The sequence below is a fragment of the Blautia sp. Marseille-P3087 genome (assembly GCF_900120195.1).
Classification (GTDB): Bacteria; Bacillota; Clostridia; order Lachnospirales; family Lachnospiraceae; genus Blautia_A.
On the sequence record NZ_LT635539.1, the window covers coordinates 268,077 to 295,012 of the forward strand.

The window sequence follows — 26,936 nt, forward strand, 5'->3', positions numbered from 1 at the left end:
ATATGAAAAATGTATATAATTATAAATTAAAAGATACTGTTTCAGAAAGGAAACATATGAAAAAGGATAATAGAAAAAAAGATTTTTTGGGAACGGTTGTTATTCGCCCATCCTACACACATAATGAGACGGGGCATACATATGGCCGGACACTTTTGAATCCTTATAAAATGGTTACAAAAGAACCAAATACAAACGAGAAAATACATCCTTTTCGATACATGATTACAGCTCAATATCGAATGCATTTACTGGGGAAGACTTTTACTACGCATGCGTTCGTTTTCAGCAGTCAGGATGGGGTTGCAATGAAATGTGCCGAAACAGCTATCTATTGTCTGGGGGATTTTGAGTCTGCGTCTTCTCCATTGTATGCAAGAGTATTACCGAGCGATATTCAGGAAAAATTGAGTCATCGCATTTCGGAGAGGATACTTCCGTCTCATGGTTTATATTGCAACGATATATCCTATATATTAAAAGAATTTGGATACTCACCAATGATATATGCTGGTGCAGAGGATTATCAGCGAATGTTGGAGGACTCTTTTGAAAGCAGCATAGATGCTGAAAAAAATGAAGTTATATCACACTGGGATAATATACACGAAACAAATTTTAAAAACTGGTTTCATTATTATGTAGAATCAGCGATTCCGATACTTGCAGTCACGGCTGTTCGCCCTGATGCGAAAAAACATGCAACTTTAGTTATTGGGCATGGTTTAAAACAAAAGAAAATCACAGAATGCAAACAGTTTAAACTGGGGGATTATCCATGCATTGATACATCACAACTATATAATACGTATATTATAAATGATGATAATCAGATTCCATATGTAGAAGAAGCAATGGATCATTTTACTATAGATAAAAATTATAAGTTAGAAGCATATATTGTACCATTGGAAAAACATGTTTTTTTAGAAGCAGCTGCAGCAGTAACGATTTGTGATACGTTTATTGAAAATCAAAAGGATCGTCTGAAAAAAGCAATTGAAGTTTTTAAAAATCTGTGCTATTCTAAGCTCAGTGAAGTCTCTGATAAAGAGAAAATGGAGGATTTAAAATATCTGATAGAAAGTATTTCTGTGTCGTCTGAGAATCCATTAACAGTTAGATACTATTTGGCAAACAGTGCCGAATATAAACAATTTCGTATAAAAAATGGAATAGACATTGACGAGCAAATATTTTATGCAGATGTGCTTATGCCTAAGTCAGTATGGGTGGCGGAGATATCTACATTTCGTTGTTATCAGGAAGGGTATGTTATTGGGGAAGTTGTATTAGATGCGACTGCTTCAAGCAGATCAAAAGTAGACAGTGTTATTTTGTTAAGAATTTCGGGAAATGGAGTATACAGGTTGCCGCAAGAAACATATACTGATTTAGAGAAAAAGCTTGCAGAAAAAGAAGAAAATATTATGCTTCCCAGCATGTTTATTATGTATAGTAATTTTCAATATTGTAAAGAAAAGGAGTGAATAATTATTTTGAAAATCAATAAATCGTTGCTTGTTACAATGAAACCAGGAGTTCACATAGAGGCAAAGGGATTAATTGGACATTCAGCTGAAATGAATAAAAGAATCGGAAAAAATATAGCAGCAAATGAGCAAAAGATTGAGCTTGGGATGAGAAAAGCTCAGCGAATTCAGATGTAAGGGGAATCACAATAAAGTGATTCCTCTTTTGCATTGTGTTAAATCTTTAATAAATTACCGAATCTAAATACATTTTCCTCATCCATCAACTCTTCAAATTTATTCAGATTCAGATCAGAGTGTTCCAACTCGCGTGAGAAGCGATAACAGATGGAAACCATCTCATCAAAAGAAAAACTTCCGCCATTTTTCAGATAAGTTCCGACTGCCAGATCATGGATCATAAAAGTACATACAATCGCCATTTTTACTTTGGCGAAGATATGCCCGTCGTATACAGCACCGCAGAAATATGTGTAAATCCAGTAGAGCAGGAGCTGTTCTTCCTGAATTTTCCAGTCGGGGTATGCTGTGATAAAGGATTTGTAAATATCAGGTTCCTCAGCAAAATCACCGTCATAAAGCGGCACCAGCGTTTCCTCCAGATATTCATGCCAGCCCGGACGAAGGACTTCCATCTGCGGAATTACTGTCTGCCAGATCTGCTTCCTTAATTCCAATGAGGCAGAATCACAATTCCGGAAATTTGAATCAGATGCCATAACATCAGCATCTTTGTTTGTAGTAACACCTTTACCTGCAGTCCAGCTCCGCACTTTAGCCTGAAATTCTGCCGTAAATCCGGACTTTTCATGTCGTGCGCGGATATCCTCCCACTGGAACAGCTCATTTTTATCCAACGCCAGTTGGAAATCATGCGCGCATGCCAGTAATTTCTGACGGCGCAGCTTCATTGGGACATTTCGATTTTGAATAATAGAAAAAAGATAATCTCTCGTATCCATCAGTGCTGTAAAAAGAAAATAATCAAAATCTTCATAAGTTTCTTCCTTTGAAGGAACTTCCCGTGTCACAAAAGAAATAGTATTCTTGTGAGAAAGAAAAATCCGCGCAGCTTCCGGGCAGGAAAGAGAAAGCGAGTATTCGCGGAGTCCTTCAAACTCCTCGATATGGCGTGGATATTTACGACAGGTGTCACAGAGCATATCTGGTCCGGCTTCGCTGTAAATATCACAGAGGTTTTCTTCATTCAGAAATGCACAGCGGCGATCATACTGACGGAAAGCCTGTTCCGACCAGTCGATATCATTGTGCAGCCGATTGCGAAAAGTCCCTTTGAATTTTTTATACTTTTTCAGGCTTTTTTCGTCAATCATAATCTGCCAGCCGGCACAGCATGTGTCAGGACAGGCTCCTGCAATACAGGAAAATTCTTTATAAAAATCAGGGCGTGTGATCTGCATAGGATAGTCCTTTCTCTGAAAATATAATTCTGCAAAAATAATCATACTTTTCTATCATTATATTTCTATTATAAAATAATACAATCATACTTCCCCTTGCTGTATCTGTCAAATTGGGATATACTGTCAACAACTGAAGTGAAACCAAAAAGGAGAAGACTATGGAAAATTTTATCAATCAGTCACCATTTGTACTGGTACTGGTATTTCTTGTAATAGGATTTGTATTTCTGATAAAAGGAGCGGACTTTTTTGTAGAAGGCAGTTCCAGTATTGCACGCAAACTAAAAGTTCCGTCCATTATCATCGGACTTACGATCGTAGCAATGGGAACATCCCTGCCGGAAACAGCAGTCAGCGTGACCGCATCTCTGGCACATAATAATGAACTTGCCGTCAGCAACGTAGTCGGCTCAAATATTTTTAACCTGATGTTTGTTGTCGGAGTCTGCGCCGTTATCACGCCGATTATGGTACAGCGTGAGACCATCACAAGAGACATCCCGCTTTCCATCATCTGTGCCCTGCTTTTGCTTGGACTTGGCTGTCTGGCAATCGGGGACAAACACAAGATGATCCTTGGGCATCTTGATGGAATTATCTTCCTTGCACTGTTTATAGCCTACATTGTCGTGATGATACGTACTGCAATGAAAGCCAGGGCAGAGGGAAAAAAGACAGAAATCGAGAGTATTGAAGAAGCAGAAGAAAGCACACAGAAACTTCTTTCTTATCCAAAGAGTATTCTTTGTATCGTAGGCGGTGCAGCGGCAATTGCTTTTGGCGGGGACCTGACAGTAGATGCAGCCAGCCGAATCGCAATCGACCTTGGCATGAGCCAGACGCTTGTAGGACTTACAATCGTTTCCATCGGGACTTCCCTTCCGGAGCTTGTTACTTCTCTTGTGGCTGCACGGAAAAATGAAATCGACATGGCAGTTGGAAATGCGGTTGGATCTAATATTTTTAATATCCTGATGGTACTTGGTATTGCGGCATCTATCAGTCCGGTAGCCCTGATTACCGTCAATCTGATTGATATCCTGGTGCTGATTGGATTTTCCATTCTGGTTCTGGTTTATGCGATAACCAACAGAAAAGTTACCCGTACAGAGGGCGCGTCCATGGTGTGCCTGTATCTGATCTACACCATCTATATCATACTCAGGTAACAGAAACCGGGTTGAACATCCGATAGTTTTGTGCTATCATAGACGAAAAATTGATTTTTGTATAATTATGTCTATTTTTTACATTATATTGTAATGCTGCATATATTAAGCAAAAGAGAAGAGGAGAAATATTTATGTGTGGAATCGTAGGTTTTACAGGAAACCATCAGGCAGCACCAATCCTTCTGGATGGACTGTCAAAGCTTGAATACCGTGGATATGATTCAGCCGGAATCGCCATCCGTAATGGAGAAGGCGAGACAGAGGTTATCAAGGCAAAGGGACGTCTGAAAGTACTTGCCGAGAAAACAAACGACGGAGAATCCGTTCCGGGAACCTGTGGTATTGGACATACCCGTTGGGCAACACACGGAGAACCATCCGAAAACAACGCACATCCGCATGTGAGCGATGACGGAAACGTAGTTGCCGTACACAACGGTATCATCGAGAACTATCAGGAACTGAAGGATAAACTGCTTCGCAAAGGGTACGCCTTCTATTCAGAGACTGACACAGAAGTAGCTGTCAAACTTGTAGATTACTATTACAAAAAATACGAAGGAACACCAGTCGATGCAATCAACCATGCTATGGTTCGTATCCGTGGTTCCTATGCACTTGCAATCATGTTTAAAGATTATCCGGAAGAAATCTATGTGGCACGTAAAGACAGCCCGATGATCCTTGGTGTAGCTGACGGAGAATCCTATATAGCATCCGATGTTCCGGCAATTTTGAAATATACAAGAAATGTGTATTATATCGGCAACCTGGAGATGGCTTGTGTCCGCAAAGGTGAGATCACTTTCTACAATCTGGACGGCGAAGAAATCCAGAAAGAAATGAAGACAATTGAATGGGATGCAGAGGCAGCCGAAAAAGCAGGTTTCGAGCATTTCATGATGAAAGAAATCCATGAGCAGCCAAAAGCAGTCAGAGATACCCTGAATTCCGTAGTTAAAGACGGACAGATTGATCTTTCTGAGGTAGGACTTTCCGATGAAGAAATTCAGGAGATCAGCCAGGTATATATCATTGCCTGTGGATCTGCTTATCATGTAGGCATGTCAGCACAGTATATGTTTGAAGATATGGTACGTGTACCGGTTCGTGTAGAGCTTGCATCTGAGTTCCGTTATCGTAATCCGATTCTGGATCAGAAGGCTCTGGCAGTGATCATCAGCCAGTCCGGTGAGACCGCAGACAGTCTTGCAGCACTGCGTCTTTGCAAAAAAGAAGGCATCCGCACAATGGGAATTGTCAACGTAGTCGGTTCCTCCATCGCGCGTGAAGCAGACAATGTATTCTACACACTTGCAGGTCCGGAGATTTCCGTTGCAACTACGAAAGCATACAGCACACAGCTGATCGCTGCTTATGTACTGGCAATCCAGTTTGCGAAAGTAAAAGGTACGATTTCCGAAGAACAGTACAGCACATACATCAAAGAACTTGAGACTCTGCCGGATAAAATCCAGCGAATCATCGATGACAAAGAGCGCCTGCAGTGGTTTGCATCCAAACAGGCAAATTCAAAAGACGTCTTCTTTATCGGCCGTGGAATTGACTATGCAATCAGCATGGAAGGCAGCCTGAAGATGAAGGAAATCAGCTACATTCATTCAGAAGCATATGCAGCAGGTGAGCTGAAGCATGGAACCATCTCCCTTATTGAGGATGGTACACTGGTGATCGGCATCCTCACACAGCCGGCACTTTATGAAAAAACTGTCAGCAACATGGTAGAGTGCAAGAGCCGTGGCGCATATCTGATGGGACTGACTACATTTGGCAACTATAATATCGAAGAAACCGCGGACTTTACCGTATATATCCCGAAGACAGATCCGCACTTTGCAACATCCCTTGCAGTGATTCCGCTGCAGCTTCTGGGATATTATGTCAGCGTTGCAAAAGGTCTTGATGTTGATAAACCGAGAAACCTCGCAAAGAGCGTTACTGTAGAATAAACTATAAATATAATAAACATATCATTAGAAAGCATCATCCGTACATTTGCTTACATGGCAGATTCGGATGGTGCTTTTTCGTAAGTGCTGGAAATCGAAAGATGGTATTACTTTTTCAAAAAGATGACAACAACAGATGTGTTGTGGTAAACTACAAATAGATTGATTACTATGTAGTTAAAACAGTAGAAAAGAGGAAAATCATGCCGAAAATATCCATCATAACTCCGGCTTATAATTGCGAAAAATATCTGGAACAGTCTGTGGACAGCGTCCTTTCTCAGACATGGCAAGACTGGGAACTGCTGATCATAGATGACTGTTCGAAAGACAATACATATGCACTTATGCAAGAACTTGCAAAAAAAGATGAACGTATCCGTATCCTTCAGAATCCACAGAATTCCGGCGCGGCTGCGACCCGCAACAACGGTGTCCGCCAGGCAGCAGGAGAGTGGATCGCGTTTATTGACAGTGATGATCTGTGGGAACCTGACAAACTGGAAAAACAGATGACATTACTTTTGAAAATTCCGGAGGCGGCACTTGTTTTTACAGGCTCTGCATTTATTGATGCACAGGGAAACAGAATCGCGCATATCCTGCATGTACCGGAAAAAATCAACCGCAAAAAACTGCTGGGACAAAACGTCATTTCCTGTTCATCCGTTCTGATCCGCAAAGAGCTGATGAAAGAATTTCCAATGCCGGAAGAAGACGGTATCCACGAAGATTTTGCCACATGGCTTGCCATATTGAACAAGATTCCGTATGCATACGGTGTCGATGAACCACTGCTGATCTACCGCAGATCCGCGACATCCAAATCAGGACAGAAGAGCAAATCCGCACAGATGAACTGGAGAACTTATATCAGGGCAGGAATCCCACTTGGCGCAAGAGTCATTGCAATGATGAAATACACCGTGAATGGTTTGGAAAAATACTTTATGCTTTGGGCGAAGAGGAAAAAATAATGAGTTCAATAAACAGAGATTATCTGATTTTCCCACTTTCCTGTGATCCGGCACTGGAGGAGACAGAGGAAAGAGAAATCTATTATAAATATCTGGATTCAGCATTTGATGAACCGCGTATTCACAATATTGGAATTGCCGGTGGATTTGGCGTGGGTAAAAGCAGTCTGCTCCGCTCTTATGAAAAAAGATATCTGCGAATGGCGAATCTTAAGCAGAAAATTAATAACCCTTTTAAAGACCGGCGCAAAAAGGATGAACCGCGCTTTCTTTATGTTTCCATGGGAGAAAGCCAATGCAATGACAGTGATAATAAGAATGAGACAGAGCGGCGGATTCTTTTGCAGATATATTCTCGATTTCACAAAAAAGACATTCCGTCCAGCAGTTTTGAGATGATTCATGAAAGCACCAGACATCTGAGAACAAAAACAGTAGTCTGCTCTCTGTTTTTGTTTCTTGTATTATTGCTGACATTTTTTACACCGCTTGGGAAACTTCTGAAGGCAACATTACCGGCGGCCAGCATATTTGTTCACTATAAGACAGAGATTCATGCAGCACTTTATCTCATTGTGATCGGTATGGCGGTAATTGGAGGCGGATATCTGACCTATCAGGCACTGACTAAAATGTATGTAAAAACATTGGCTCTGAAAGGAGAGAAAGCGGAAGTCGCAGTAGAAAGAACAGGCACCCGGGACTACCTTGACCAGTATAGTATGGACCTCGTCTACTGTCTGGAACAGACAGCAGAAAAAATCGGACATACCGTTGTGTTTGAAGATATGGATCGAATGAAGACAGACGATGTAATAGAAATTTTTGTCCGTCTGAAAGAAATAAATGCGATGGTCAATCAGAGACTTCCGGAAGATAAATATATTCGCTTTGTTTATGTGGTAAAAGATGAAGTCCTTGCAAGAATGGAACATTACAAATTTTTTGACTATGTATTGCCGGTGCTTCCAGGAATTAACAGAGTAACATCCGAGTACGTTTTCCGGGAAAACCTGAAAAAAATAAATTCGCTTTTAAAGCCAGCAAGCAGTATTGATGAATTGAAAAAGGAACTGGACGATTTTGAAAAACCAGGTAAAGAAAATCTTGTCAGTCTTGTGGCACCATACCTTCTGGACTATCGTTTGCAGTATATGATTTTGAATGATTACAGATTTTTTATGGAATTGAATCTGGTAAACAAGGGAATAAAGCCGGGACAGCATGCGGCAGAGCAGATACTTTCGCTGGCAATTTACAAAAATGTCTGGCCGGAATATTATGACCGGATCAGCAGCGGTCGGACGATGCTTTTTTTTAAAAAAGGAGAAGAGAATCAGAAACAGCCGGAACTTGCTGAGATACTGATGGATAAAAGACGCAATTTTCTTACATATCGCTGCCTGTGTTATCTCGGTTATGACAAAAGCCGCATTGCATATAAGCTTTACTGCTCAGTAGAAGCAGAAAATACTGTAGAAAAGAAAATCTGGATGCTGGATAATCTGCCAAATGATGAATTTACAGAAGAATGTCTGGAGAATATTCTCTTTGTGAATGAAAAGAAAGAGGATGAGGATGAACAAAGAAAAGAATTGTACAAAGAGGTTGTCAGAATTTCTGCAAAAAATTACTATCAGGCATCATTATTTTTCTTCTCAGGGAGATGTTTAAGACTGTGTCTGGAAATCCTTGCGGAATTGATCGACGAAGGGGCATACCAATACATAGATACACTTTGGAGAGATGGACGGGTAACAGATCCAGATGGAACATATGATATTTTCCGCAGCTGCCGGGATCGTGAAGAACTGATCAATTTGAAAGATCTGACAGTAGATCAATTTTCAATACTGATATACGGCCTCAGTTATACAGAGGAATTTGCAGGAGTATGTATGGAAATAAAAGGCTCTGACGAAAAAATTATCAGAGCAGATCTGGGCGAAAGCATCAGACAGGGCGATATTATAGAAATGTTGGATTAATGTGTATACGGAGATGAAAAAAATGAGTGAAAAAGAATGTAAAGTAGATGAGCTTTTGACATGGAATGCGGAGATTATAACTTTTCGGTGAAAGAACTTGCTGATATCTGTGCAGTGTTGAATTTGGATATGCAAGTATCATTTCTTCAGCTCCATGACAGTGCAGAATGATAAAAAATATTTAACAGATAGTAAGATTAAGGAGAAAATTCTTAATACAGATAGAGTGATGCGACATAACGAAACTTAATTCGATGGAATATATCATAAAAATGTGGTATGCTTTAAGTGATAATTAGCAGTTATCCTATATTTTTATTTTAATGTGAGGGATGAAATGGCAACTGTATCAGATTTTAAGCGACAATATACAAAAGCAATTCAGGAAGGCTATGCTGCTATTTTCGCAGGAGCAGGTCTGTCTCGTCCGTCAGGCTTTGTAAACTGGAAAGATCTTTTGAGAGAATTAGCAGAAGAAATTCGGTTAGATGTGGATAAAGAATCTGACTTAGTAGAAGTTGCTCAATATTATTGCAACGAAAAAAGAGGGCGAAGCGACTTGAATGATAAAATTTTGAATCGCTTTATTATTGAATCTCAAGAAAATAGTAGTGTCAATTTATTGGCCGAAATGCCTATACAAACATATTGGACTACCAATTATGATCATTTACTGGAAGATACTTTAAAAAAACATGGAAAACGAATAGATGTTAAAATAGCTCCACAGACACTCTCTACTACATTAGCAGAAAGCGATGCAATTGTATATAAAATGCATGGTGACTGTTTGGATCCTTCGACATGTGTGATAACTAAGGATGATTATGAATTATACAACGAAACAAGGCAATTGTTTACAACCGCTCTACAAGGCGATTTAGTCTCTAAAACTTTTCTTTTTATTGGCTTTAGTTTTGAAGATCCTAATTTAAAATATATTCTTAGTCGAATTCGCAATTTATTGGACACAAACCGACGTAGGCATTATTGCTTGCTGGAAAAAATAAAAAAAGCAGACTATGATAATTTAGATCAGTTTTACTATGATTCAAACAAACAGGAACTGCGTATACATGATTTAATGCGTTATGGTATAGAAGCTGTTTTAATTGACGATTATAATCAAATACCTGATATATTGGCTGATATCCAAAGAGCAACTAAATGTAATAGTATATTTATTTCAGGTGCTGCGCATGAATATGGTAGTGCATGGGAAAAAACTGCTCCTCAATTTATTCGAAATTTAGTCAGGGAACTGTACCGCGAACATTATAAAATCATTACAGGCCATGCCCGTGGGATTGGCAGTTATGTTATCAGCTCTGTTGTAGAAGAATGCCAAAATAATGTATCAAAACTTGAAAAGCATCTTATGATCAAGGCGTTTCCCTATGAAGATAAAGGTAGAAATGATTATCAAAAACTTGTCACAACATATCGTGAAGGTATATTTAAAAACGCTGGAATTGCAATTTTTATGTTTGGCAATAAAATTTCCGATGAAGGTGTTATACTAACGGATGGTGTTTATCAAGAATTTGAAATTGCCAAAAAATTTAATGCATATATTATACCAATAGGTTCTACTGGTTATATGGCAAAGAAAATATGGGACGAAATAAGTTTAAATATAGATAGTTATCCTTATTTAAAAGCTGAAGAATCGGTGCTTAGGGAAAGTATAGAACCTGAAAAAGTTATACATTCTATTTTACAAATTTTAGCAAGAATTCAAAAGGACTTTTAACTTCTCTAATGTTACATAAAAAGAATACAATGCCGAAATATACATATTGTATGTCAGCACATAAGTGGTGTCAAAACAAATGTCTCTTAACAAATTAGCAAAGTTACTCGATATATTTACATACTTGTCCGGAATAGTGGTAAGTGCAGTATAAATTGCACTTGCCACTCCTATAATATTGCAAATTTCAATAATTGCAATACGAAAATCCTGTGAGTAATAAGCTTTACTGTCAAGCAATGTTAACAACGTTTCTTTGCATGGAAAAGATTTCGTTCGCAATAAATCATATTCTATAGAGTTTAATTGCAAATCTAAAATGCAGTCTTTATAATACCTTCCTACAATTCTACATAATATTTCAGTGTGAGTTATGGCATTAAAATCTTTCTGATTTATCTTTTCGAAAGCTCGTCCTTCAAGCCACTGGAGCGTTGTATAAACTTCGCTTTTACCTATATTCACATATATAGGAATAATACAGGTTTGTGAATCTTCTCTTAAATGAAATAGTCTTAGTTCTTCTAATGTCCATGAATGTGCCAAAAATGTATGGTCAATAATTGCAATACAATATGTCGAATTTGCAATCGATTCTCTTATATTTGTATAGATATATTGCCCTGTACTTATTCCGTTCCGATCAATCCAAACGTTAAATCCAAGTGCAGATAATGATTGTGCAAATGGTATTGCTAAAGTTGTTTTTGTTTCTTTGCTATGAGAAATGAAGAAATCGATGTTCATAAGCTACGTGCTCCGATAGTTTATTTAATGGATAACTGCTAATTATCCTTTAATCCACGCATATGCTATACTTTCGAATAAAGATAAACGGCACAAATGCACTACAGCGAAAGTAAAGGAGACAACAGACTATGAGATTAGAAGATAAAGTGGTACAGTACCTGGAATTTTGCAGGTACAGGAAGGAACTGGATGAGAAAACACTCAAAGCATACCGGATTGATCTCCGGCAATATTTCACATATCTTGCTTCGGATGTTCCGTCTAAAGAGCAAATTGAAGAGTATATCACATATTTGCACAGGAAATATAAGCAGAAAACAGTAAAGAGGAAAATTGCATCGGTAAAGGCATTCTATAATTATCTGGAAGATGTGGAAATTATTGCAGAAAATCCATTTCACAAAATCAAAGTCCGCTTTAAGGAAAAAGTGACTCTCCCAAGAATTATCCCACGCGAAGAAATCGAACACATATTGAATCATATATATAAATGCCTTAACAAAAGCACGGAAAAGTCCCGAAGATATATACTGCGGGATGTAGCAGTAGTAGAACTGTTTTTTGCAACCGGAGCAAGGGTATACGAAATTTCAAATATAAAAGAAGACTGCGTAGATCTCCATACCGGCCTTATCAGAATCATGGGCAAGGGTGGTAAGGAAAGGTACGTACAAATCAGTAATACCTCAGTATTGCACATACTGAAACAATATTTTGACGAAAATAAAGCAGAAATCCAGAAAAATGGATTTTTCTTTATAAATAACCGTGGAAGCAGATATACAGAGCAATCAGTTCGACTGATGCTGAAAAAATATACAAAACAGGCGGGAATCAAAAGAAATATCACACCACATATGTTCAGACATTCTTTTGCCACATACCTGATAGAAGAAGGCGTGGATATCAGCTGCGTGCAGCAGATATTGGGACACAGTTCCATAAGAACGACGCAGATATACATCCATATCGCAGCGAAAAAACAGGCAGAAATCCTGCGAGAGCTGCATCCGAGAAACAAGATGAAAATAGCAGGAGCAGCATAAAAAATGACAATAATTCTACAGATATGGTAAAATGAATAATACAGAGAAATAAAAAAAATCAATTTAAAAGATGCTGACATGAAGCAATAATTCGAGAAAAACGACAATTGGACGAGCTTTGTATTCAAGCGTAAATAAACTGGAAATCTTGAGGAAAATCAAAACATGAACGTACTGCGTAGTATATTATTAAGTAAGGATAATCTATTAGATGCAATGGAACGGATGCTGGATGATCTGGGAAACATACATAATCAGGATAATTTCTACGAAAGAATGTTTTCTATGAAAAAGTAAAAGTTTACGCTGTTCAGGATTTTAAGGAAATGTTTCTGGGAAGGTAGAAAAATCTCTCTGTGCCTTGAAAAAATGGACTATATTCAAGGCATAGAAAGGTTTGACTTGAGAAGATTCGTAATATAGATGGTCTAATTCGTTATAATGAATTAGAATATATAATTAAAATGTGATATTCTATAAAAAGAACTTAGTGTAATATTATTTTGTTATTGAGTGTATCGTAAAATGTCAATTGTGAGGGTTTATTCAATTATTTGCGATAATTGTGTAAACTTTTGCATTAAGGCGTCATCGTGTTTGATTGAATCTGCATATGGACAGGCATGACGGCGAAAGTGCGAATCTTTAGGTTGGTTAATGGGATTTTGTGTGAATTCTAGACCCTCTTGATACCAGATGATTCGTGCGGATGGATGATCTGTCAGTTCGATATAACGCTTGGCGCAATAGGAACGATTTTGTGTAGATGTGGAGGACTGACTAAGTAGGTGGTCCACAGTTTTTTGAAAATTTTTAATTGTTAGATTATTGGCATTACGAAAGTAGTAATCTTGAATTAAAACTAGTAATTCATAAACAAGACATGAATAATCCACTTGTTGGGTGGTAATCATGCAATGTAGAAGTTCTGCTTTTTTCCAGATCTTTTCTTGGGTGCGTATATCCAGACTATTCATTAATGTGAGTATAGTGGAATGACACCAACTTATAGTTGCTTCTGAACCGGTGAAATGTGCAGTAAAATGTGCATATTTGTTTATGTAATTGGAATTGAGTTTACCAAAGTCGAGTCGTATATAAAAATCAATAATTTTTTTTAAGTAGGCGGCTACATTGATATCTGGTCCATAGGCTGTTCGAATGACCTGATTTAATTCTGTTTGGTCGATTGCAAGAAGAGTGATGAAATTGTCGATATCGGAAAAAATGTGATGTATATTTTCAAGAACGTGAATGCTGTATTCGGGGAGACAGCGATCTAGCTCATCAACAAAAAAAAGAATAGTTTTCTGTTTTGCAACTTCTTTTATTGAATCGCGGACGGCATCTAAAGCTTTTTTTAAAGAAATAAGGTTATCAAATGCGAACGTGGAAATTTCCTGTTCTTTAATATGCTCATCAAAATTACTAAGTATTTCAATCGGATTTATGCCCATAGTGTTTTTTAACATGTTGCCAATACAATTAACAGCAGATTCTTTTAGAGCCTCAAAAATTCCGTTAGTAGTAGCTGCGGAGGTACAATCTGCTGCCTCCATAATAGAAGATATCATAGGAATAACAGGTTCAGAGTAAAAATTATTCTTCCAGCAGTCATAACGGATAATAAAATAGCGAGAATCGTTGGAAGAATTTTTTTTCACAGAGGAGAGTTCTTCTTCGAGAAGATCGAGAAGGAAAGTTTTTCCACATCCCCATTGTCCATCTATAGCGAAAGTAGAACTAGTTTTTAATCTTGATAAGTTATCAATTACAGTGGTGATATTTTCAATATTTTGCTTCCTTTGTAAATAATCAATCATTATAATTGTCCTCCTTTTATGCATTATCTTTTGGAAAATTGAGGGGATTTGCGCGCGCCTTTCATGCCTGGTTTTTTGCGTTCTTTCATGCGAGAGTCTCTTGTTAGAAAACCTTCTGCTTTTAATATTGTACGGTATTCTAGATCATATTTCAGTAAAGCTCTGGAAATACCGTGCCGGATTGCTCCGGCCTGTCCGGCAATACCTCCACCCTTGACTGTGATATAAGCATCAAATAGTTGAGAAGTGCTGGTGATGAGAAAGGGATGCTGAATTGTTTGAGCGTGCTGTATATTGGTAAAATATTCAGTTGCTTTTCTATGATTAATTGTGATTTTACCTGTACCTTCATATAAAAATACACGTGCAACAGCCTTCTTTCGTCGACCAGTACCATAGTAAGGAGTTAGGGGGGCGCACAGAATATTAAGTTCCGATAGAAAATCATCCAATTCTTCTTGTAATACAGGATTGGTGAGCTGATATCCCCTCAATTGATGGAATAATTGTTTTTCTGAACCAATATATAGTTGACCATTTTCTTTTTGATAAATATGAGGATAATGGCATCCGGCACAATAAAGTGTATTAGTGTAGGATGCCAGAGGATTAATTGAAGTAATATAATCTGGTTTGAGTGGATGAAAACTAAAAATATGGTGTATGTCTCCATCTGCAAGATATAATGTGCCATTTTTTTGGAAAACAGGATATAGAAAACCGGATAAACCAGGAAAAAGGTTCAGATATCCATATAAGTTGTAATAGTCAGCCATATAGTATGCTCCTTTCTTTTGCATTTAAGATGTGTTTTCCGTTTAAAGGGGAATTTGTATTTGATGTTGGATAAATTCAGCACAAAGTTGTTCTATTACAATGTTATATGACGCAGGATGACGACCGCGGTAAATTTCATAAGTTTTAACACAAATGTTTGAGTCATCCTTTGATAATTGATTGAACTCATCAAGAGCCATAAGCTTTTTAGGTAGTATGATACATTCTGCATTACTTAGAAAATCAAAAGATTGTTTTACCACGAGAGAAATGGTTAATTTTTTTTCCGTGATCTCTTTTTGGTTTTGAAATGCGAATATTCGATTGAATGTTTGGGGCGGATTATCATTGATGCATTCAAGAAACTCGTTACAATAATATCCGTGTTGGTAATTGATAATATCACCGAAGAAACAAACAATATATTTGTTTATGCTAAAAAGCTTACTTTTGAGGCGCAAGTCGTCTAGAGTTAATCCAGCGGAATTTTTGAATTTGGTGGGATCAAATGGATAAATTGCTTCAACAAGTTCATTTTCAAGCAGTTTATTAATGTCGAAAATCATTGCCAAAGGACAGTAATATTCTTCTGTATATTCGTAGTTCTTTCGAGGTGTTTTTGAGGCTTTTAATATGACAGGATTTTTCCCATAATAAACGATGCGCTTTGATAAAGAAGTCGAAGCACAATAGGTTTGGTGGGATGGGTTAATACTAGAAGCTGGTTTGATTAGCTGAAGAGCGTAAAAACTATCAAGGGGTTTCATGACCGGTAATTTATTATTGAAAGAAAGAGTGCAAGACTTTTGGGGATTGATGATAAAGTAATTATCTAATTCATTCTCCAGCTTAGATACAGATTCCTGTGCGCACATGTGTGGTTCCTCCTTTGTATTGGTGTATGTTAAGTATAGATGAAGTTTGAGTTAAACACAAGTGAAATTGTGCATGTATACGAAAAAATGCATTGTAACAAAGAAAAGAATGTGCAAAATGCACAAACGTATTAAATATTTTGATACGATATTAAAAATAATGAAGGATATCAAATATACTAATTTGCAAAATGAAATGGTAGTGTCAAATAAGTTATGAAAAAACAGAGCCAAAGAAAAAGGCTCAAATAAACCTTGAAAATTGTAGACATTTATTCCAATAAGCTCTCCGAGGGCTCAGGGCGTTGCCCGAACCCATCCTCGCCGGAAGGCAGGAAAAGGGTGCAGTTGCCCCTTTTCTGCTGGACAGGATAATCAGTGAACTTTATGTCAATAGACTTTCGCGGCATATCCTCACAGCCGGCGAAGTCGTCTGCTTCGGTATTCCACGGTTCTATTGACAACAGTTCCGCTCCGGTGCAGCAGTGCTGTTTTTCTGCATACTCAGAATAGTCTGTTGCCCAAGGAAGATCAGGAGCTGCCATTTGCCGGGCATGTTATCGGCTCCCTGGAGCATTTCTGCTTCGTTAAGTACTTTATATCCTGCATGCTTATGTGGACGCAGAAAGTTATAGTAGGCTACCCAGAGAGCCAGGTCATAGTTGACACCGTCGATGTTATCAAACCGCATTGAAGGGAATCATTGGTACTGAAGCAATGCGTTTTCAGTTTCTGGAAGACAGCAAGATATTGTCACAGAAGGAAAAAGAGCTGTACAGGCAGATTATCAGAATAGACGAGAAGAATCTTGACGTTTATGCAATGTCGGAGGGGATTTTACAGCAGAGCCTTCTGAATCTGTCTGCATTATTGGCGAAACATTATGGCAGACAGGTGATTCTGCTGATTGACGAATATGATGTGCCGTTGGATAAAGCTTTTCAATACGGATACTATGATGAAATGGTATCACTTGTCCGTAATCTGTTTGGAAATGTATTAAAAACAAATCCTAATTTATATTTTGCTGTTCTGACGGGATGCCTCAGAGTTTCGAAAGAAAGTATATTTACCGGTTTGAATAACTTTAAAGTATTGACGATTACGGATGTCAGATTTGATGAATATTTTGGTTTTACGGATGCAGATGTACGGGGGATTCTGGAATACTATGGACTGATGCAGAAGTATGATGCTGTCAGATCCTGGTATGATGGATATCAGTTTGGAAAGGTAGACATATATTGTCCATGGGATGTGATTAGCTATTGTGACAAATTGTGTTCAGATCCAAATGCACAGCCGGAAGATTATTGGTCGAATACGAGTGGAAATGCGATTGTACGACGGTTTATTGATAAGGCGAATTTGCAGACGCGTAGTGAGATTGAACAGTTGATTGAAGGCAGGGAGATTATTAAGGAAATCCATCCGGAGCTGACATACAATGAACTGGATGCCAATATTGAAAATCTTTGGAGTGTCCTTTTTACAACCGGATACCTGACGCAGCGTGGTGAAATTGAAAACGGCAGATTTCATCTGGCTATTCCAAATCGGGAAATCAGGAATCTTTTTATCAGACAGATTCGTGAATGGTTTAAAGAATCAGTGGGGAATGATCGTCGGAAGCTGGACAATCTTTGTGAGGCTTTTCTGAAGAAAGATGCAGAGCTGATTGAAGAACTGCTGGGGGAATATTTGTGGAATACAATCAGTATTCGCGATACGGCTGTTTTTGAGTCAAAAAAAGAAAACTTTTATCATGGTATTTTACTTGACCTTTTGGGGTATAGAAATGACTGGCTTATAAAATCCAATGCAGAATCAGGAAATGGGTATAGTGATATTCTGATTGAAGCACCGTCAAAGCGAATCGGAATTGTCATTGAAGTGAAATATGCAGAAAATGGTGACATGGATACTGCCTGCATAAAAGCAATAAAACAAATTGAAGAAAAACAATATACAGCCAGATTGCAGGAAGATGGTATGCGGACCATTATCAGATATGGAATTGCATGCTATAAGAAAGAGTGCCGGGTAATGGTTGAGGGATAGGGTACCAATTGTAAAAAAAGGAGGCGTGATTTTTTTTAAACGTTATCACGTTTTGCCGAGTGTATACATTAACAGGGCTATCAGTATTGATATCGTGGAATCTTTTTTCAATTGTGAGGTATGTGTAAATGGGGAGATTTGTAAATCCTGGAAATGAGGCGTTCCGGGTCGTTCTGAATTCAGAAATATATATTGATAAAACAGGGCTGATTGAATATACAAACAAGGTGATGAATACCACACAGGCATTTATCTGCAACAGTCGTCCGAGACGTTTTGGAAAGTCAATCACGGCGGATATGCTTACAGCATATTACAGTCGTGCATGTGATTCGGAAAAATTGTTTGAGGGGCTGGAAATCAGCAGGAAAAATGATTTTAAGAAACATTTGAATAAATACGATGTGATTCATCTGGATGTGCAGTGGTGTATGATGGATGCCGGTTCACCGGAAACTACAGTTGCATATATGAATGAACATCTGATTTCGGAATTGCAGGAAATCTATCCGGATATTGTGTTGGATAATGATGAGAAAGTATATGGAGTATTATCCAGAATTAATGCAGCAACGGGAAAGAAATTTGTGGTAATTATTGATGAATGGGATGTCCTGATCAGAGATGAAGCATTGAATCAGAAGGTGCAGGATGAGTATATAGGATTCCTCAGAGGTTTGTTTAAGGGCAGTGAGCCAACAAAGTATATTCAGCTTGCCTATCTGACAGGGATTCTCCCGATAAAAAAAATAGGAACACAGTCAGCACTTAACAATTTTTCTGAATTTACAATGTTAGATGCATCTGTGCTGGCTCCATATATAGGATTTACAGAAGCAGAAGTCAGGAATCTTTGCGCGAAATACAATGAGGACTATGCTAAGGTAAAACAGTGGTATGATGGCTATATGCTGGAAGAATATCAAATATATAATCCAAAGGCTGTCGTAAGTTTGATGCTTCGTGGAAAGTACAAAAGCTACTGGTCGGATACCGGTACTTACGAGGCGGTGGTACCGCTTATAAATATGGGTTTTGACGGATTGAAAACTGCTATAATTGAAATGATTTCCGGGACAGCCGTTGAAGTAGACGTAAGTTCATTTCAGAATGACACGATCAGCTTTGCAAATAGGGACGATGTACTGACATATTTGATTCATCTGGGATATTTGGGTTACGATGAAAAAAATCAGACTGCATTTATTCCGAATGAAGAAATTCGTCAGGAGCTTATGAAAGCAGTAAAACGTAAGAAATGGAATGAGTAGATGAGTTTTCAGCAGGAATCAGATGCATGCTCACAATCGGGTATTTAAGTGCGATGAAGTATTATTTTAAACCGATCAGGGAGTTACCGTCCGGAAGAGGATTCGCAGATTTCGTATTTATACCGAAACCCGAATATACTGGAGATTATCCTGCATTAGTAGTGGAATTGAAATGGAACAAAGATGCTCGGACTGCAATACAGCAGATAAAAGAGAAAAAATATCCGGATACAGTAAGACAGTACACTGGCAAGTTGCTGCTTGTGGGAATTAACTACGATAAAAAAACAAAAGAGCATAGTTGTATAATAGAAAAGGCGGATGTTGAATAAGCAAGATAGATAAAAAGAAACAAACTTAATAAAGGATGAAGCCAGAGTGGAAATCCCAGATTATAGATGGTGTGGAATGAACGCACCTATATAGTCTGGGATTTTGTTTTCGATAATACACGAAAAATGACGAATTATGTCGAAAAACAGAATATGTATTTCGAGATAACGAATAATTGGGCTAAGGATGGATGTGATAAAATATAAAAAAGTTACAAGAGGAGAAGAACATTGAGTAAAGAATTACTTAAGACAGCTTTTGACAAAATGAAAAATATGTCATGCTGTTCATTGCAACTGATTAAAATAAAATCAGGAAAAACGGGAATATCATATTATACCAGAGAGTGTGAGTTGACACCGCCAGAAAAAATTGGTTCGTTTGCACATGAATTAGCAGATAAATATTCAAAAGCAATAGAAGATGGCAAATATGCCAGCGTGGATGAGTATACAGGGGATATTGTAGGAAATGTGATTTACAAACTTGAGGGAGAAAACGCACTGATTTCGGAAGCGTATGGACAATTGCGTAAGGAACTTGCAAATCCTGATACAGAGGGGCGAATTAACGATACAAAATTCAATGCGTATATGCTTCTTGGAGAAGTAGAGCTTGGCTCTGAGACTGTTCCGATAAAGTTTATTTCGATGCAATCGCCAATGATGAATATGAAAAATAAATTTTGGTTTAAGATTGAAAGGAACGCGTTCAGGGAAATTGATGAGCCTATATTAAATTTAAAAAAATCTATAGATGTAGTTATCTTGAAAGATACAATATACATGCTCACGCTTGCAGGTGAAAACTTATTTGCGATGGAAAGAGCGTACAAAGCAGTTTGTAATAATAAAGTAAATGAAATTATAGAATGTGGCTTTCTAACTGATGAGGCAGTATTTCAGAAAATTGCAACATCTGGTCAAAATCCAAGAAGATTTGTGGCATATAATCAGTCTCGGCTTGAGGCTATGAAAAATGTAAGTAAAAGGAAAAAACTGGCGAAGATGTTTAATCTTAAATTAAGTGGCAGCAACATCGATACAAACGATGAGAAAACAGCTACACGACTGGTAAAATTTCTCTGCAATAAGGCGATGCTGGATCCATTGAATGATTTACCAGTGGAAGTGGCTGCGGCCAAGAGCTGGCAGTGATACGGGGGCTGTGATGATATTTCAGATGAGCATGTATTATCTTTCATTTGCACCACTTTGGATTTTGGTATTTTTGACAGATATTTTCAGCATATGTGACAATGACAAATATTTGGTAACAGAATATATCAGTATTGTGCTGATTCTGTTTTTCATGGTTATTGCAGTGCGGCGAATGAGAAATAAATTGAATTCTAAAAACAGTGATAATGTGAAATGTATATGTCTGGAAGAAGTACAGGAAGAAAAGTTCCTTGTGGCAGAGTTTTTAATGTCTTTTATTTTTCCGATGTTTGCATTTGATTTTACAAATCATCAGGGAGCTGTTTTATTTTTGGTGTTTTTTATTATATTTGGCTGGCTCTGCATCAAACATAATTATTTTTGTGTGAATGTAGTTCTTGAAGTTATGGGTTACAAAATATATAACTGCAAATATAAGAATGAAGACAACGAACTGGTTGAGAAAAAGATATTAAGCAAAAAGTATTTAAAAAAGAATGTTGGCGAAAAAATACGAGTGAGATATCTGAATAATGAATATGTTTTAGATTGCACGGAAGTATTAAAAGAAGAGCTAAATTAAGGACAGCAAATAAGACAATCGAGACTGTTTTTTTTATATGGTAAATACAATGAATGTATGGCACAATAATTGTGATGATTCCGATTCAAGCAAATATAATGTAAAATTTGCTGATCTTACAGGGAAAGAAAAAGAAGAATGGTATGATAAGATAATTAAACAAAAAATAAAAAACTTCCCCTCCCCAGAGTGATTTTTCTCGATTTTTTACGTATTTATTATAGAGAGGTTTTTAGCCTGTCAAATAAATACGATGGGGAGAAGAATTGCGAATGAAAAAAAGAACAGCAGACAGTACAATTAATGACACAGTGAAAAAGAAACGATACAACCCTGATCAGAGATGCAGTGAACTGATTCGGCATATTCAGGAGCATTGTGAGAGAAACTCAGTTTCTTATTATGCATTGGCGAGAGAAGCTGATATTTCTACATCTACGCTGCATGCGTTGATGTCGGGAAAAACCAGACCATATTTGTATACAGTTTATAAAATTTGCAATGCATTAAATATTTCGATACTGGATCTGATGGTGGAGGATGAGGACAGAGCGGTGAAGACAGGACTGAACCACGGGGAAAGAATGCTGATCTCGCAATACCGGAAGTGTTCAGAATCGAAGAAACGGATGCTGGAAGTCTATATGGACATGCTGACACAGTTTAAAGAGAAGAAGTGATGCGGAATTTATAAAGTTTCGTATACTTTTCGGAAAAAAGGTTTCATGGTATGATGATTTATGTGAAAATCGTTGCCATGAACCTTTTTTCTTGCTATAATTAAACACCGTAAAAGGCGACGATGCAGATTTATGTCTGTATCGTATTATAGAAAGGACGAATGCAAAGAATATGGTCGATATACATGCACATATTCTGCCGGGGCTGGATGATGGCGCTGAATCTGTGGAAGAAGCACTTCGGATGGCGTCGATTGCAGCAGAATCCGGAATATATCATATGGCGGCGACCAGTCACGGAAATTATTATCCCTATACGATAGAACAGTATAATGATGCATTTCACAGATTACAGGAAGCGATTACAGCACATAAGATTCCATTGAAATTGTATTCTGGAATGGAAATTTTTCTGGATGATGATGCTTTTTTGCACCTGGAGCGAGGAGAACTTCTTACATTAAATCATACAAATTATCTTCTGGTAGAGTTTGATTTTGGAGAAATGCCGTCAAATATGATCAGGCGTATCCAGAAGCTGCAGAAGATGGGATATCGTGTGGTTGTGGCACATCCGGAGCGATATATTGCTGTGCAGAAAGATCCTGAGCTGGCACTCTTTTTGTATGAGCAGGATTGTACGCTTCAGGTTAATGGAGGAAGTCTGCTGGGGATGTTTGGACGCAGGTGTCGTCAGGCATCTGAGCGGCTGATGGGAGAAGGGATAGCGGGTGTGATCGCGACAGATGCGCATGATACAGAATATCGTTCTCCGGATATTCAGGAACTGGTGAATTATCTTACACAGAATTACGGTTTTTCAGTAATGAAGATGCTGTTATCGGAAAATCCGAGCAGGATCTTAAAAGGTTATGACATTCTCCGACAGGAGTATGAAGAGGGAAAAGAGGAGTAGAAATACATGAAGAAAGCAAGGATTATTCTTGGAATCCTGTGTGTGATCTCAGCGGTTGGCTGTGGTTATTACGTACAGAAAAGCCGGGAAAATATAGACACAGAGGGACCGAAGCTGGAAGCAGCGTCAGACACTCTTGAAGTGAGTATCAATGCGACAGAGGATGAACTGACAAAGGATGTGGTTGCTGAGGACAAAAAAGACGGCAATGTTTCAGACAGTATCATCATTGAGAACATTACCAAAAAAGTCGGTGGTAATGAAAATCAATTTGAAATTACTTATGTCGGTTTTGATAAATCCAGTAATTCGGGAAGACTGAAACGAAATCTGGTATATACCGATTATACAAAAACACATTTTGCACTTTCACAGGAACTTCGTTTTCCGGAGAACCAGGCAGTTTCATTGCTGGATTACATTACGGCAGAAGATTGTATTGATGGTGATGTAAGCCCGTTTATTATTGTTGATGGAGAGGAAAATCTTCAGCAGGAACCGTCTGCCGGTATTTATGATTGCACGGTTTCTGTTACCAACAGTGTCGGAGATACTGTGCAGCTGCCGCTTCAGGTAGAAATTTACGAAGACAGCTATGAAGCGAGATCATTTCGCCCGTATGTTGTGCTAACAGATTATCTGATATATCATAAAAAAGGTGAAGATCTGGATCTTCGTAAACTGATCGATCATGTGGAAGATCAGGGGTATTGTAAAATCGATTATGGTGAAATGGTTTCTGTCAGAAACAATAAAGGTGAAACCGAAGAAGTGACTGAGCAGATTGCAAATGGTTCAAAGGAAAATTGGGTCAACATTTCACAGATCACGGTAAATTCAAATGTTGACATTAATCAGGAAGGGGTCTACACAGTAGTGTATTCTTATACCTCAGCAGATAATGGCTATCAGGGAGATACGCGACTGACAGTAGTAGTTGAATAATATGGGAGAGAATGTAATGAATCAGGAAATGAACCGGCCGTCACAGGCCAGTAGTATGCCGGTAGATCTGCCATATATATGCAGACACCTCTGGAAAAATATTTTTGTGATACTTATGAGTGCCTGCATTGTCGGGATTGCGGCATTTGTGGGACTGGATATGTATATGGGCAGTTCTTACACTGCATCGATGAATCTTTCAGTTATAGCAAGGGATAATTCGGGAACAAGACTCAATGACGGAAGTCTGAATACAGCAATTACCCGTAACCTGAATGTGCTGAACAGTGATATGCTGGCAGAACAGATCTGTAAAGATTCTCAGATAGAGCGCCTTCCGGGTACGATCAGTGCTTCTCAGGTGGCAGATACGAATATGATTACTTTGAATGCGACGGCATCTTCGGCAGAAGAGGCTCTTCGGCTGCTGAAATCTGCGCTTGAGAGTTATCCGACACTGACCGGATATTTTGAGTCCGGTTATATGTTCCGTAATCTGACCGCTTTATCAGCAGATAATATTCAGAAACAGGATGCGCGCCCGTTATATTATGCAGCACTGGCAGCACTGCTTGTACTCGCAGGTGGAGTTGGTCTGACTGTCTTTTTGTGTATGTCTACGGATAAAGTGTACAATCGTCAGCAGGCTGCAATGGTGCTGGATATTCCGGTATTAAATACGATACACTATTTCCGCAAAAAGAAAAATCAGAAAGCAATTTTGATTTCTGACAGTGCGACGACCGGTGATTATGAGGAAGAGCTTGACCGCCTTACAACGCGCGTAGAATCAGAGATGAATAAAAATGATCAGAAAGTGCTGATGGTTACTTCGATTCGTGAAAATGAAGGAAAATCTACGATTACTGTAAATCTGGCATTGAATCTTTCACGACGTGGAAAAAAAGTAATGCTGATTGACTGTGATATGCGTCGTCCTGCTGTTGCGAAGATTTTTGATGCAGAGGTAGAAGAAGGAACAGGTCTTTCGGATCTTCTGGCAGGAGACAGCACACTGAAAGATGTTATGCGCAGAGACAGCCGTTATAAATATCTCAGATGTGTTTTTCAGAATAAAGCAATCGCGGAACCGGATAAATTGCTGGAAGATGAGGCATTTAAGACGTTGCTTTGCAAAATTGCTTCCCGTATGGACTATGTGATTCTTGATACGCCTCCGCTTGGTATTGTCCGCGATGCGGAAATTATTTCGGCGGCAGCAGATTCTGTATTACTTGTAATCCGTCAGGATCTTGCACATGCATCGGAAATTAATGATGCGGTAGATGTACTGGATGAAACAGGTGTTACTGTGCTTGGCGGTGTCCTGAATATGGCTTTCGGTGACAAAAACAGTGTCAGCCGCAACAAACGATACGGAAAATATTATTATGGTTATGGCGACAAAAGCAAATAAGATATTTTACAAACGGTAAGGCAGGAGAGAAAATATGCAGTCCGAAACACGTGAAATAACAAGAACATATAATGGGCAGGATCAGATAGATCTGATGGAAATGCTTGAGGATTATCTGCGTTGTCTGAAAAAATACTGGCTTCAGTTACTGTTGGTTCTTATTACGGTAGCGGCAGCGACCGTTACTTATATGAATTATACATATTCGCCGGTTTATTCTGCGAAGATCACTTATGCAGTCAAAAAGACAGGAGATACATCGGTAGATTCTTCTCTGACAAGGAGACTCAGCAGTTCAGTCGGAACAATTACAGATGCTCCGGAATTCAGAGATGAACTTTCTGCAAATATGGCGGATTCTGTTCCGGAAAAGTCATTCTGGTTCAGTTCGCAGTACACAGATGGAGCAAACTTATATACTATTTCTGTGAATTCAGGAAAATATAAGTATGTGGATGAACTTTTGGATGCATTCCAGAAAATATATCCTTCATGGGTGGATAAGTCCAATGGTTCGGTGGATCTGGAAATTGTTGATATTACCAATGCTTCAGCAACCCCGGTAAATGAATATTCTCTGATCGATTATCTGGTAAAAGGAATTCTGGCAGGACTGGTAATCGTGGTATGTCTGGCAACACTTTATGTACAGACACTTCATACTGTCCGCAAAGAGAAGGACATGCGGAAAGTTACATCGAGAAGCTGTGTTGCTGTGATTCCTGATGTAAAAATCAAAAAGCGCAGCAAGAGTACGAAATCTCAGCTGCTTATCAGCAACAAGAGAATTGACTGGGGATATAAGCAGTCCCTTCTTTCTGTACAGTCCAGACTTGATATGCAGATGGAGAAAAACGGACAGAAAGTTCTTCTTGTCAGCAGTACACTTCCTCAGGAAGGTAAAAGCCATATATCTGTAAACCTTGCACTTGCAGCACTGCAGAATGACAAAAAGACTGTGATCATTGATGGTGATATGAGAAATCCATCTGTCGGAAGAATGTTTGGCTTTGAGGGACAGTCTCTCGGGTTAAGTGATTATTTTGAAGGAAAAGCCGATGTAGAAGAAATCATGATCAAAAGCGGAAATCTTTCAGTGATCAGCGCCGGTACAAAGAATGGTGGTATTTCAGGAATCATTTCCGACAGTAAAATGCAGGATCTGATGGAATACCTGCGCAGAAATTTTGATTTTATTGTTATTGATACTCCGCCGGCAGGATTGTTTTCTGATGCGGATATTCTGGCAAAATATGCAGATACCGTCTTATATGTGGTAAGATACGATCACGCTTCTGTGAAGGAAATTCAGGAAGGAATGTCTTCCTTTATTCAGAATAACAAGCTGTTTGGATATGTGATCAACCAGAGCCATGGATCTTTATCGTCTTATGGCAAATATGGAAAATATGGATATTCAAAGTATGGCCACTATGGTCATTACGGCAAATACAAACGTTATATCAAGACAGCCGAAAAAGAAATGAATACAGAAGATTCTCTGTAAGAGGGGGAGATCGGT

At 38.4% G+C, this 26,936-nt stretch carries 25 protein-coding genes and 1 pseudogene; 20 read left to right on the top strand and 6 right to left on the bottom strand.

The window, feature by feature from the left end; all coding sequences use genetic code 11:
• Window positions 1–2: 2 nt before the first annotated feature.
• Together BQ7344_RS01205 and BQ7344_RS16095 are read left to right on the top strand one after the other, a co-directional pair.
• Entirely contained in the window at window positions 3–1,490 is a 1,488-nt protein-coding gene (locus BQ7344_RS01205; protein WP_072521070.1) for a hypothetical protein, read from the top strand.
• A 9-nt stretch (window positions 1,491–1,499) separates the two neighbouring features.
• On the top strand, window positions 1,500–1,670 hold the full coding sequence (locus BQ7344_RS16095) for a hypothetical protein (protein WP_159431340.1): 171 nt from the start codon (window positions 1,500–1,502) through the stop codon (window positions 1,668–1,670).
• Between the two features lie 38 nt (window positions 1,671–1,708).
• Here BQ7344_RS16095 and fliB read toward each other — a convergent pair whose 3' ends face one another.
• Window positions 1,709–2,959: a flagellin lysine-N-methylase gene (gene fliB, locus BQ7344_RS01210; RefSeq protein ID WP_235816012.1), complete on the bottom strand. Its 1,251-nt coding sequence runs from the start codon at window positions 2,957–2,959 to the stop codon at window positions 1,709–1,711.
• A gap of 116 nt (window positions 2,960–3,075) precedes the next feature.
• Between fliB and BQ7344_RS01215 the strand changes: the two genes are divergently transcribed.
• From BQ7344_RS01215 to BQ7344_RS01235, 5 genes are all read left to right on the top strand, one after another.
• The gene (locus tag BQ7344_RS01215; RefSeq protein ID WP_072521071.1) at window positions 3,076–4,086 is read left to right on the top strand and encodes a calcium/sodium antiporter; all 1,011 of its coding nucleotides are present in this window, start codon (window positions 3,076–3,078) and stop codon (window positions 4,084–4,086) included.
• Window positions 4,087–4,220: 134 nt separating this feature from the next.
• A complete protein-coding gene (gene glmS / locus BQ7344_RS01220; protein WP_072521072.1) occupies window positions 4,221–6,059 on the top strand; it encodes a glutamine--fructose-6-phosphate transaminase (isomerizing) in 1,839 nt (612 codons plus the stop codon).
• 203 nt (window positions 6,060–6,262) lie between these two features.
• Complete coding sequence (locus BQ7344_RS01225) at window positions 6,263–7,036, top strand: glycosyltransferase family 2 protein (RefSeq protein ID WP_072521073.1); 774 nt, start codon at window positions 6,263–6,265, stop codon at window positions 7,034–7,036.
• Window positions 7,036–9,024, top strand: a complete 1,989-nt coding sequence (locus tag BQ7344_RS01230) for a YobI family P-loop NTPase (protein ID WP_072521074.1) — start codon at window positions 7,036–7,038, stop codon at window positions 9,022–9,024. Before BQ7344_RS01225 ends, BQ7344_RS01230 begins: the two co-directional genes overlap by 1 nt.
• 337 nt (window positions 9,025–9,361) lie before the next feature.
• Entirely contained in the window at window positions 9,362–10,777 is a 1,416-nt protein-coding gene (locus BQ7344_RS01235) for an SIR2 family protein (RefSeq protein ID WP_072521075.1), read from the top strand.
• Here BQ7344_RS01235 and BQ7344_RS01240 read toward each other — a convergent pair.
• Complete coding sequence (locus BQ7344_RS01240; RefSeq protein WP_072521076.1) at window positions 10,751–11,524, bottom strand: toll/interleukin-1 receptor domain-containing protein; 774 nt, start codon at window positions 11,522–11,524, stop codon at window positions 10,751–10,753. The genes BQ7344_RS01235 and BQ7344_RS01240 overlap by 27 nt on opposite strands.
• Before the next feature lie 131 nt (window positions 11,525–11,655).
• On the opposite strand from BQ7344_RS01240, the gene BQ7344_RS01245 reads away from it, so the two are divergent.
• Window positions 11,656–12,573, top strand: a complete 918-nt coding sequence (locus BQ7344_RS01245) for a tyrosine-type recombinase/integrase (protein WP_072521077.1) — start codon at window positions 11,656–11,658, stop codon at window positions 12,571–12,573.
• 165 nt (window positions 12,574–12,738) lie between these two features.
• Window positions 12,739–12,870, top strand: coding sequence for a hypothetical protein (locus tag BQ7344_RS16635; RefSeq protein ID WP_255367417.1), 132 nt, complete (start codon window positions 12,739–12,741; stop codon window positions 12,868–12,870).
• 245 nt (window positions 12,871–13,115) lie between these two features.
• Here BQ7344_RS16635 and BQ7344_RS01250 read toward each other — a convergent pair whose 3' ends face one another.
• The 4 genes and pseudogenes from BQ7344_RS01250 to BQ7344_RS01270 all read right to left on the bottom strand — a co-directional run.
• A complete protein-coding gene (locus BQ7344_RS01250; protein ID WP_072521078.1) occupies window positions 13,116–14,396 on the bottom strand; it encodes a KAP family P-loop NTPase fold protein in 1,281 nt (426 codons plus the stop codon).
• A gap of 23 nt (window positions 14,397–14,419) precedes the next feature.
• On the bottom strand, window positions 14,420–14,818 hold the full coding sequence (gene rpsI / locus BQ7344_RS16370) for a 30S ribosomal protein S9 (protein ID WP_072523312.1): 399 nt from the start codon (window positions 14,816–14,818) through the stop codon (window positions 14,420–14,422).
• A 396-nt stretch (window positions 14,819–15,214) separates the two neighbouring features.
• A complete protein-coding gene (locus tag BQ7344_RS01260) occupies window positions 15,215–16,048 on the bottom strand; it encodes a hypothetical protein (RefSeq protein WP_072521079.1) in 834 nt (277 codons plus the stop codon).
• A 454-nt stretch (window positions 16,049–16,502) separates the two neighbouring features.
• Window positions 16,503–16,742, bottom strand: a pseudogene (locus tag BQ7344_RS01270) (transposase); the annotation flags it as partial.
• Between the two features lie 23 nt (window positions 16,743–16,765).
• On the opposite strand from BQ7344_RS01270, the gene BQ7344_RS01275 reads away from it, so the two are divergent.
• From BQ7344_RS01275 to BQ7344_RS01315, 11 genes are all read left to right on the top strand, one after another.
• Window positions 16,766–18,109 carry a PD-(D/E)XK nuclease domain-containing protein gene (locus BQ7344_RS01275; RefSeq protein ID WP_083585572.1) on the top strand — a complete coding sequence of 448 codons (1,344 nt, stop codon included), beginning with the start codon at window positions 16,766–16,768 and terminating at the stop codon, window positions 18,107–18,109.
• Between the two features lie 128 nt (window positions 18,110–18,237).
• Window positions 18,238–19,380, top strand: a complete 1,143-nt coding sequence (locus BQ7344_RS01280; RefSeq protein WP_330392795.1) for an AAA family ATPase — start codon at window positions 18,238–18,240, stop codon at window positions 19,378–19,380.
• A gap of 26 nt (window positions 19,381–19,406) precedes the next feature.
• The gene (locus BQ7344_RS16905) at window positions 19,407–19,712 is read left to right on the top strand and encodes a PD-(D/E)XK nuclease domain-containing protein (RefSeq protein WP_330392796.1); all 306 of its coding nucleotides are present in this window, start codon (window positions 19,407–19,409) and stop codon (window positions 19,710–19,712) included.
• A gap of 231 nt (window positions 19,713–19,943) precedes the next feature.
• The gene (locus BQ7344_RS01285) at window positions 19,944–20,870 is read left to right on the top strand and encodes a Kiwa anti-phage protein KwaB-like domain-containing protein (protein ID WP_072521083.1); all 927 of its coding nucleotides are present in this window, start codon (window positions 19,944–19,946) and stop codon (window positions 20,868–20,870) included.
• Window positions 20,871–20,895: 25 nt separating this feature from the next.
• A complete protein-coding gene (locus BQ7344_RS01290) occupies window positions 20,896–21,456 on the top strand; it encodes a hypothetical protein (RefSeq protein ID WP_159431341.1) in 561 nt (186 codons plus the stop codon).
• Window positions 21,457–21,493: 37 nt separating this feature from the next.
• A complete protein-coding gene (locus BQ7344_RS16100) occupies window positions 21,494–21,649 on the top strand; it encodes a hypothetical protein (RefSeq protein WP_159431342.1) in 156 nt (51 codons plus the stop codon).
• A gap of 79 nt (window positions 21,650–21,728) precedes the next feature.
• The gene (locus BQ7344_RS01295) at window positions 21,729–22,136 is read left to right on the top strand and encodes a helix-turn-helix domain-containing protein (protein ID WP_072521085.1); all 408 of its coding nucleotides are present in this window, start codon (window positions 21,729–21,731) and stop codon (window positions 22,134–22,136) included.
• Between the two features lie 172 nt (window positions 22,137–22,308).
• Window positions 22,309–23,052, top strand: coding sequence for a tyrosine-protein phosphatase (locus tag BQ7344_RS01300; RefSeq protein ID WP_072521086.1), 744 nt, complete (start codon window positions 22,309–22,311; stop codon window positions 23,050–23,052).
• A gap of 6 nt (window positions 23,053–23,058) precedes the next feature.
• Window positions 23,059–23,997, top strand: a complete 939-nt coding sequence (locus tag BQ7344_RS01305; protein WP_072521087.1) for a hypothetical protein — start codon at window positions 23,059–23,061, stop codon at window positions 23,995–23,997.
• Window positions 23,998–24,013: 16 nt separating this feature from the next.
• Window positions 24,014–25,414, top strand: coding sequence for a polysaccharide biosynthesis tyrosine autokinase (locus BQ7344_RS01310; protein ID WP_159431343.1), 1,401 nt, complete (start codon window positions 24,014–24,016; stop codon window positions 25,412–25,414).
• A gap of 34 nt (window positions 25,415–25,448) precedes the next feature.
• Window positions 25,449–26,921, top strand: coding sequence for a polysaccharide biosynthesis tyrosine autokinase (locus tag BQ7344_RS01315; RefSeq protein WP_072521089.1), 1,473 nt, complete (start codon window positions 25,449–25,451; stop codon window positions 26,919–26,921).
• Window positions 26,922–26,936: the final 15 nt, after the last annotated feature.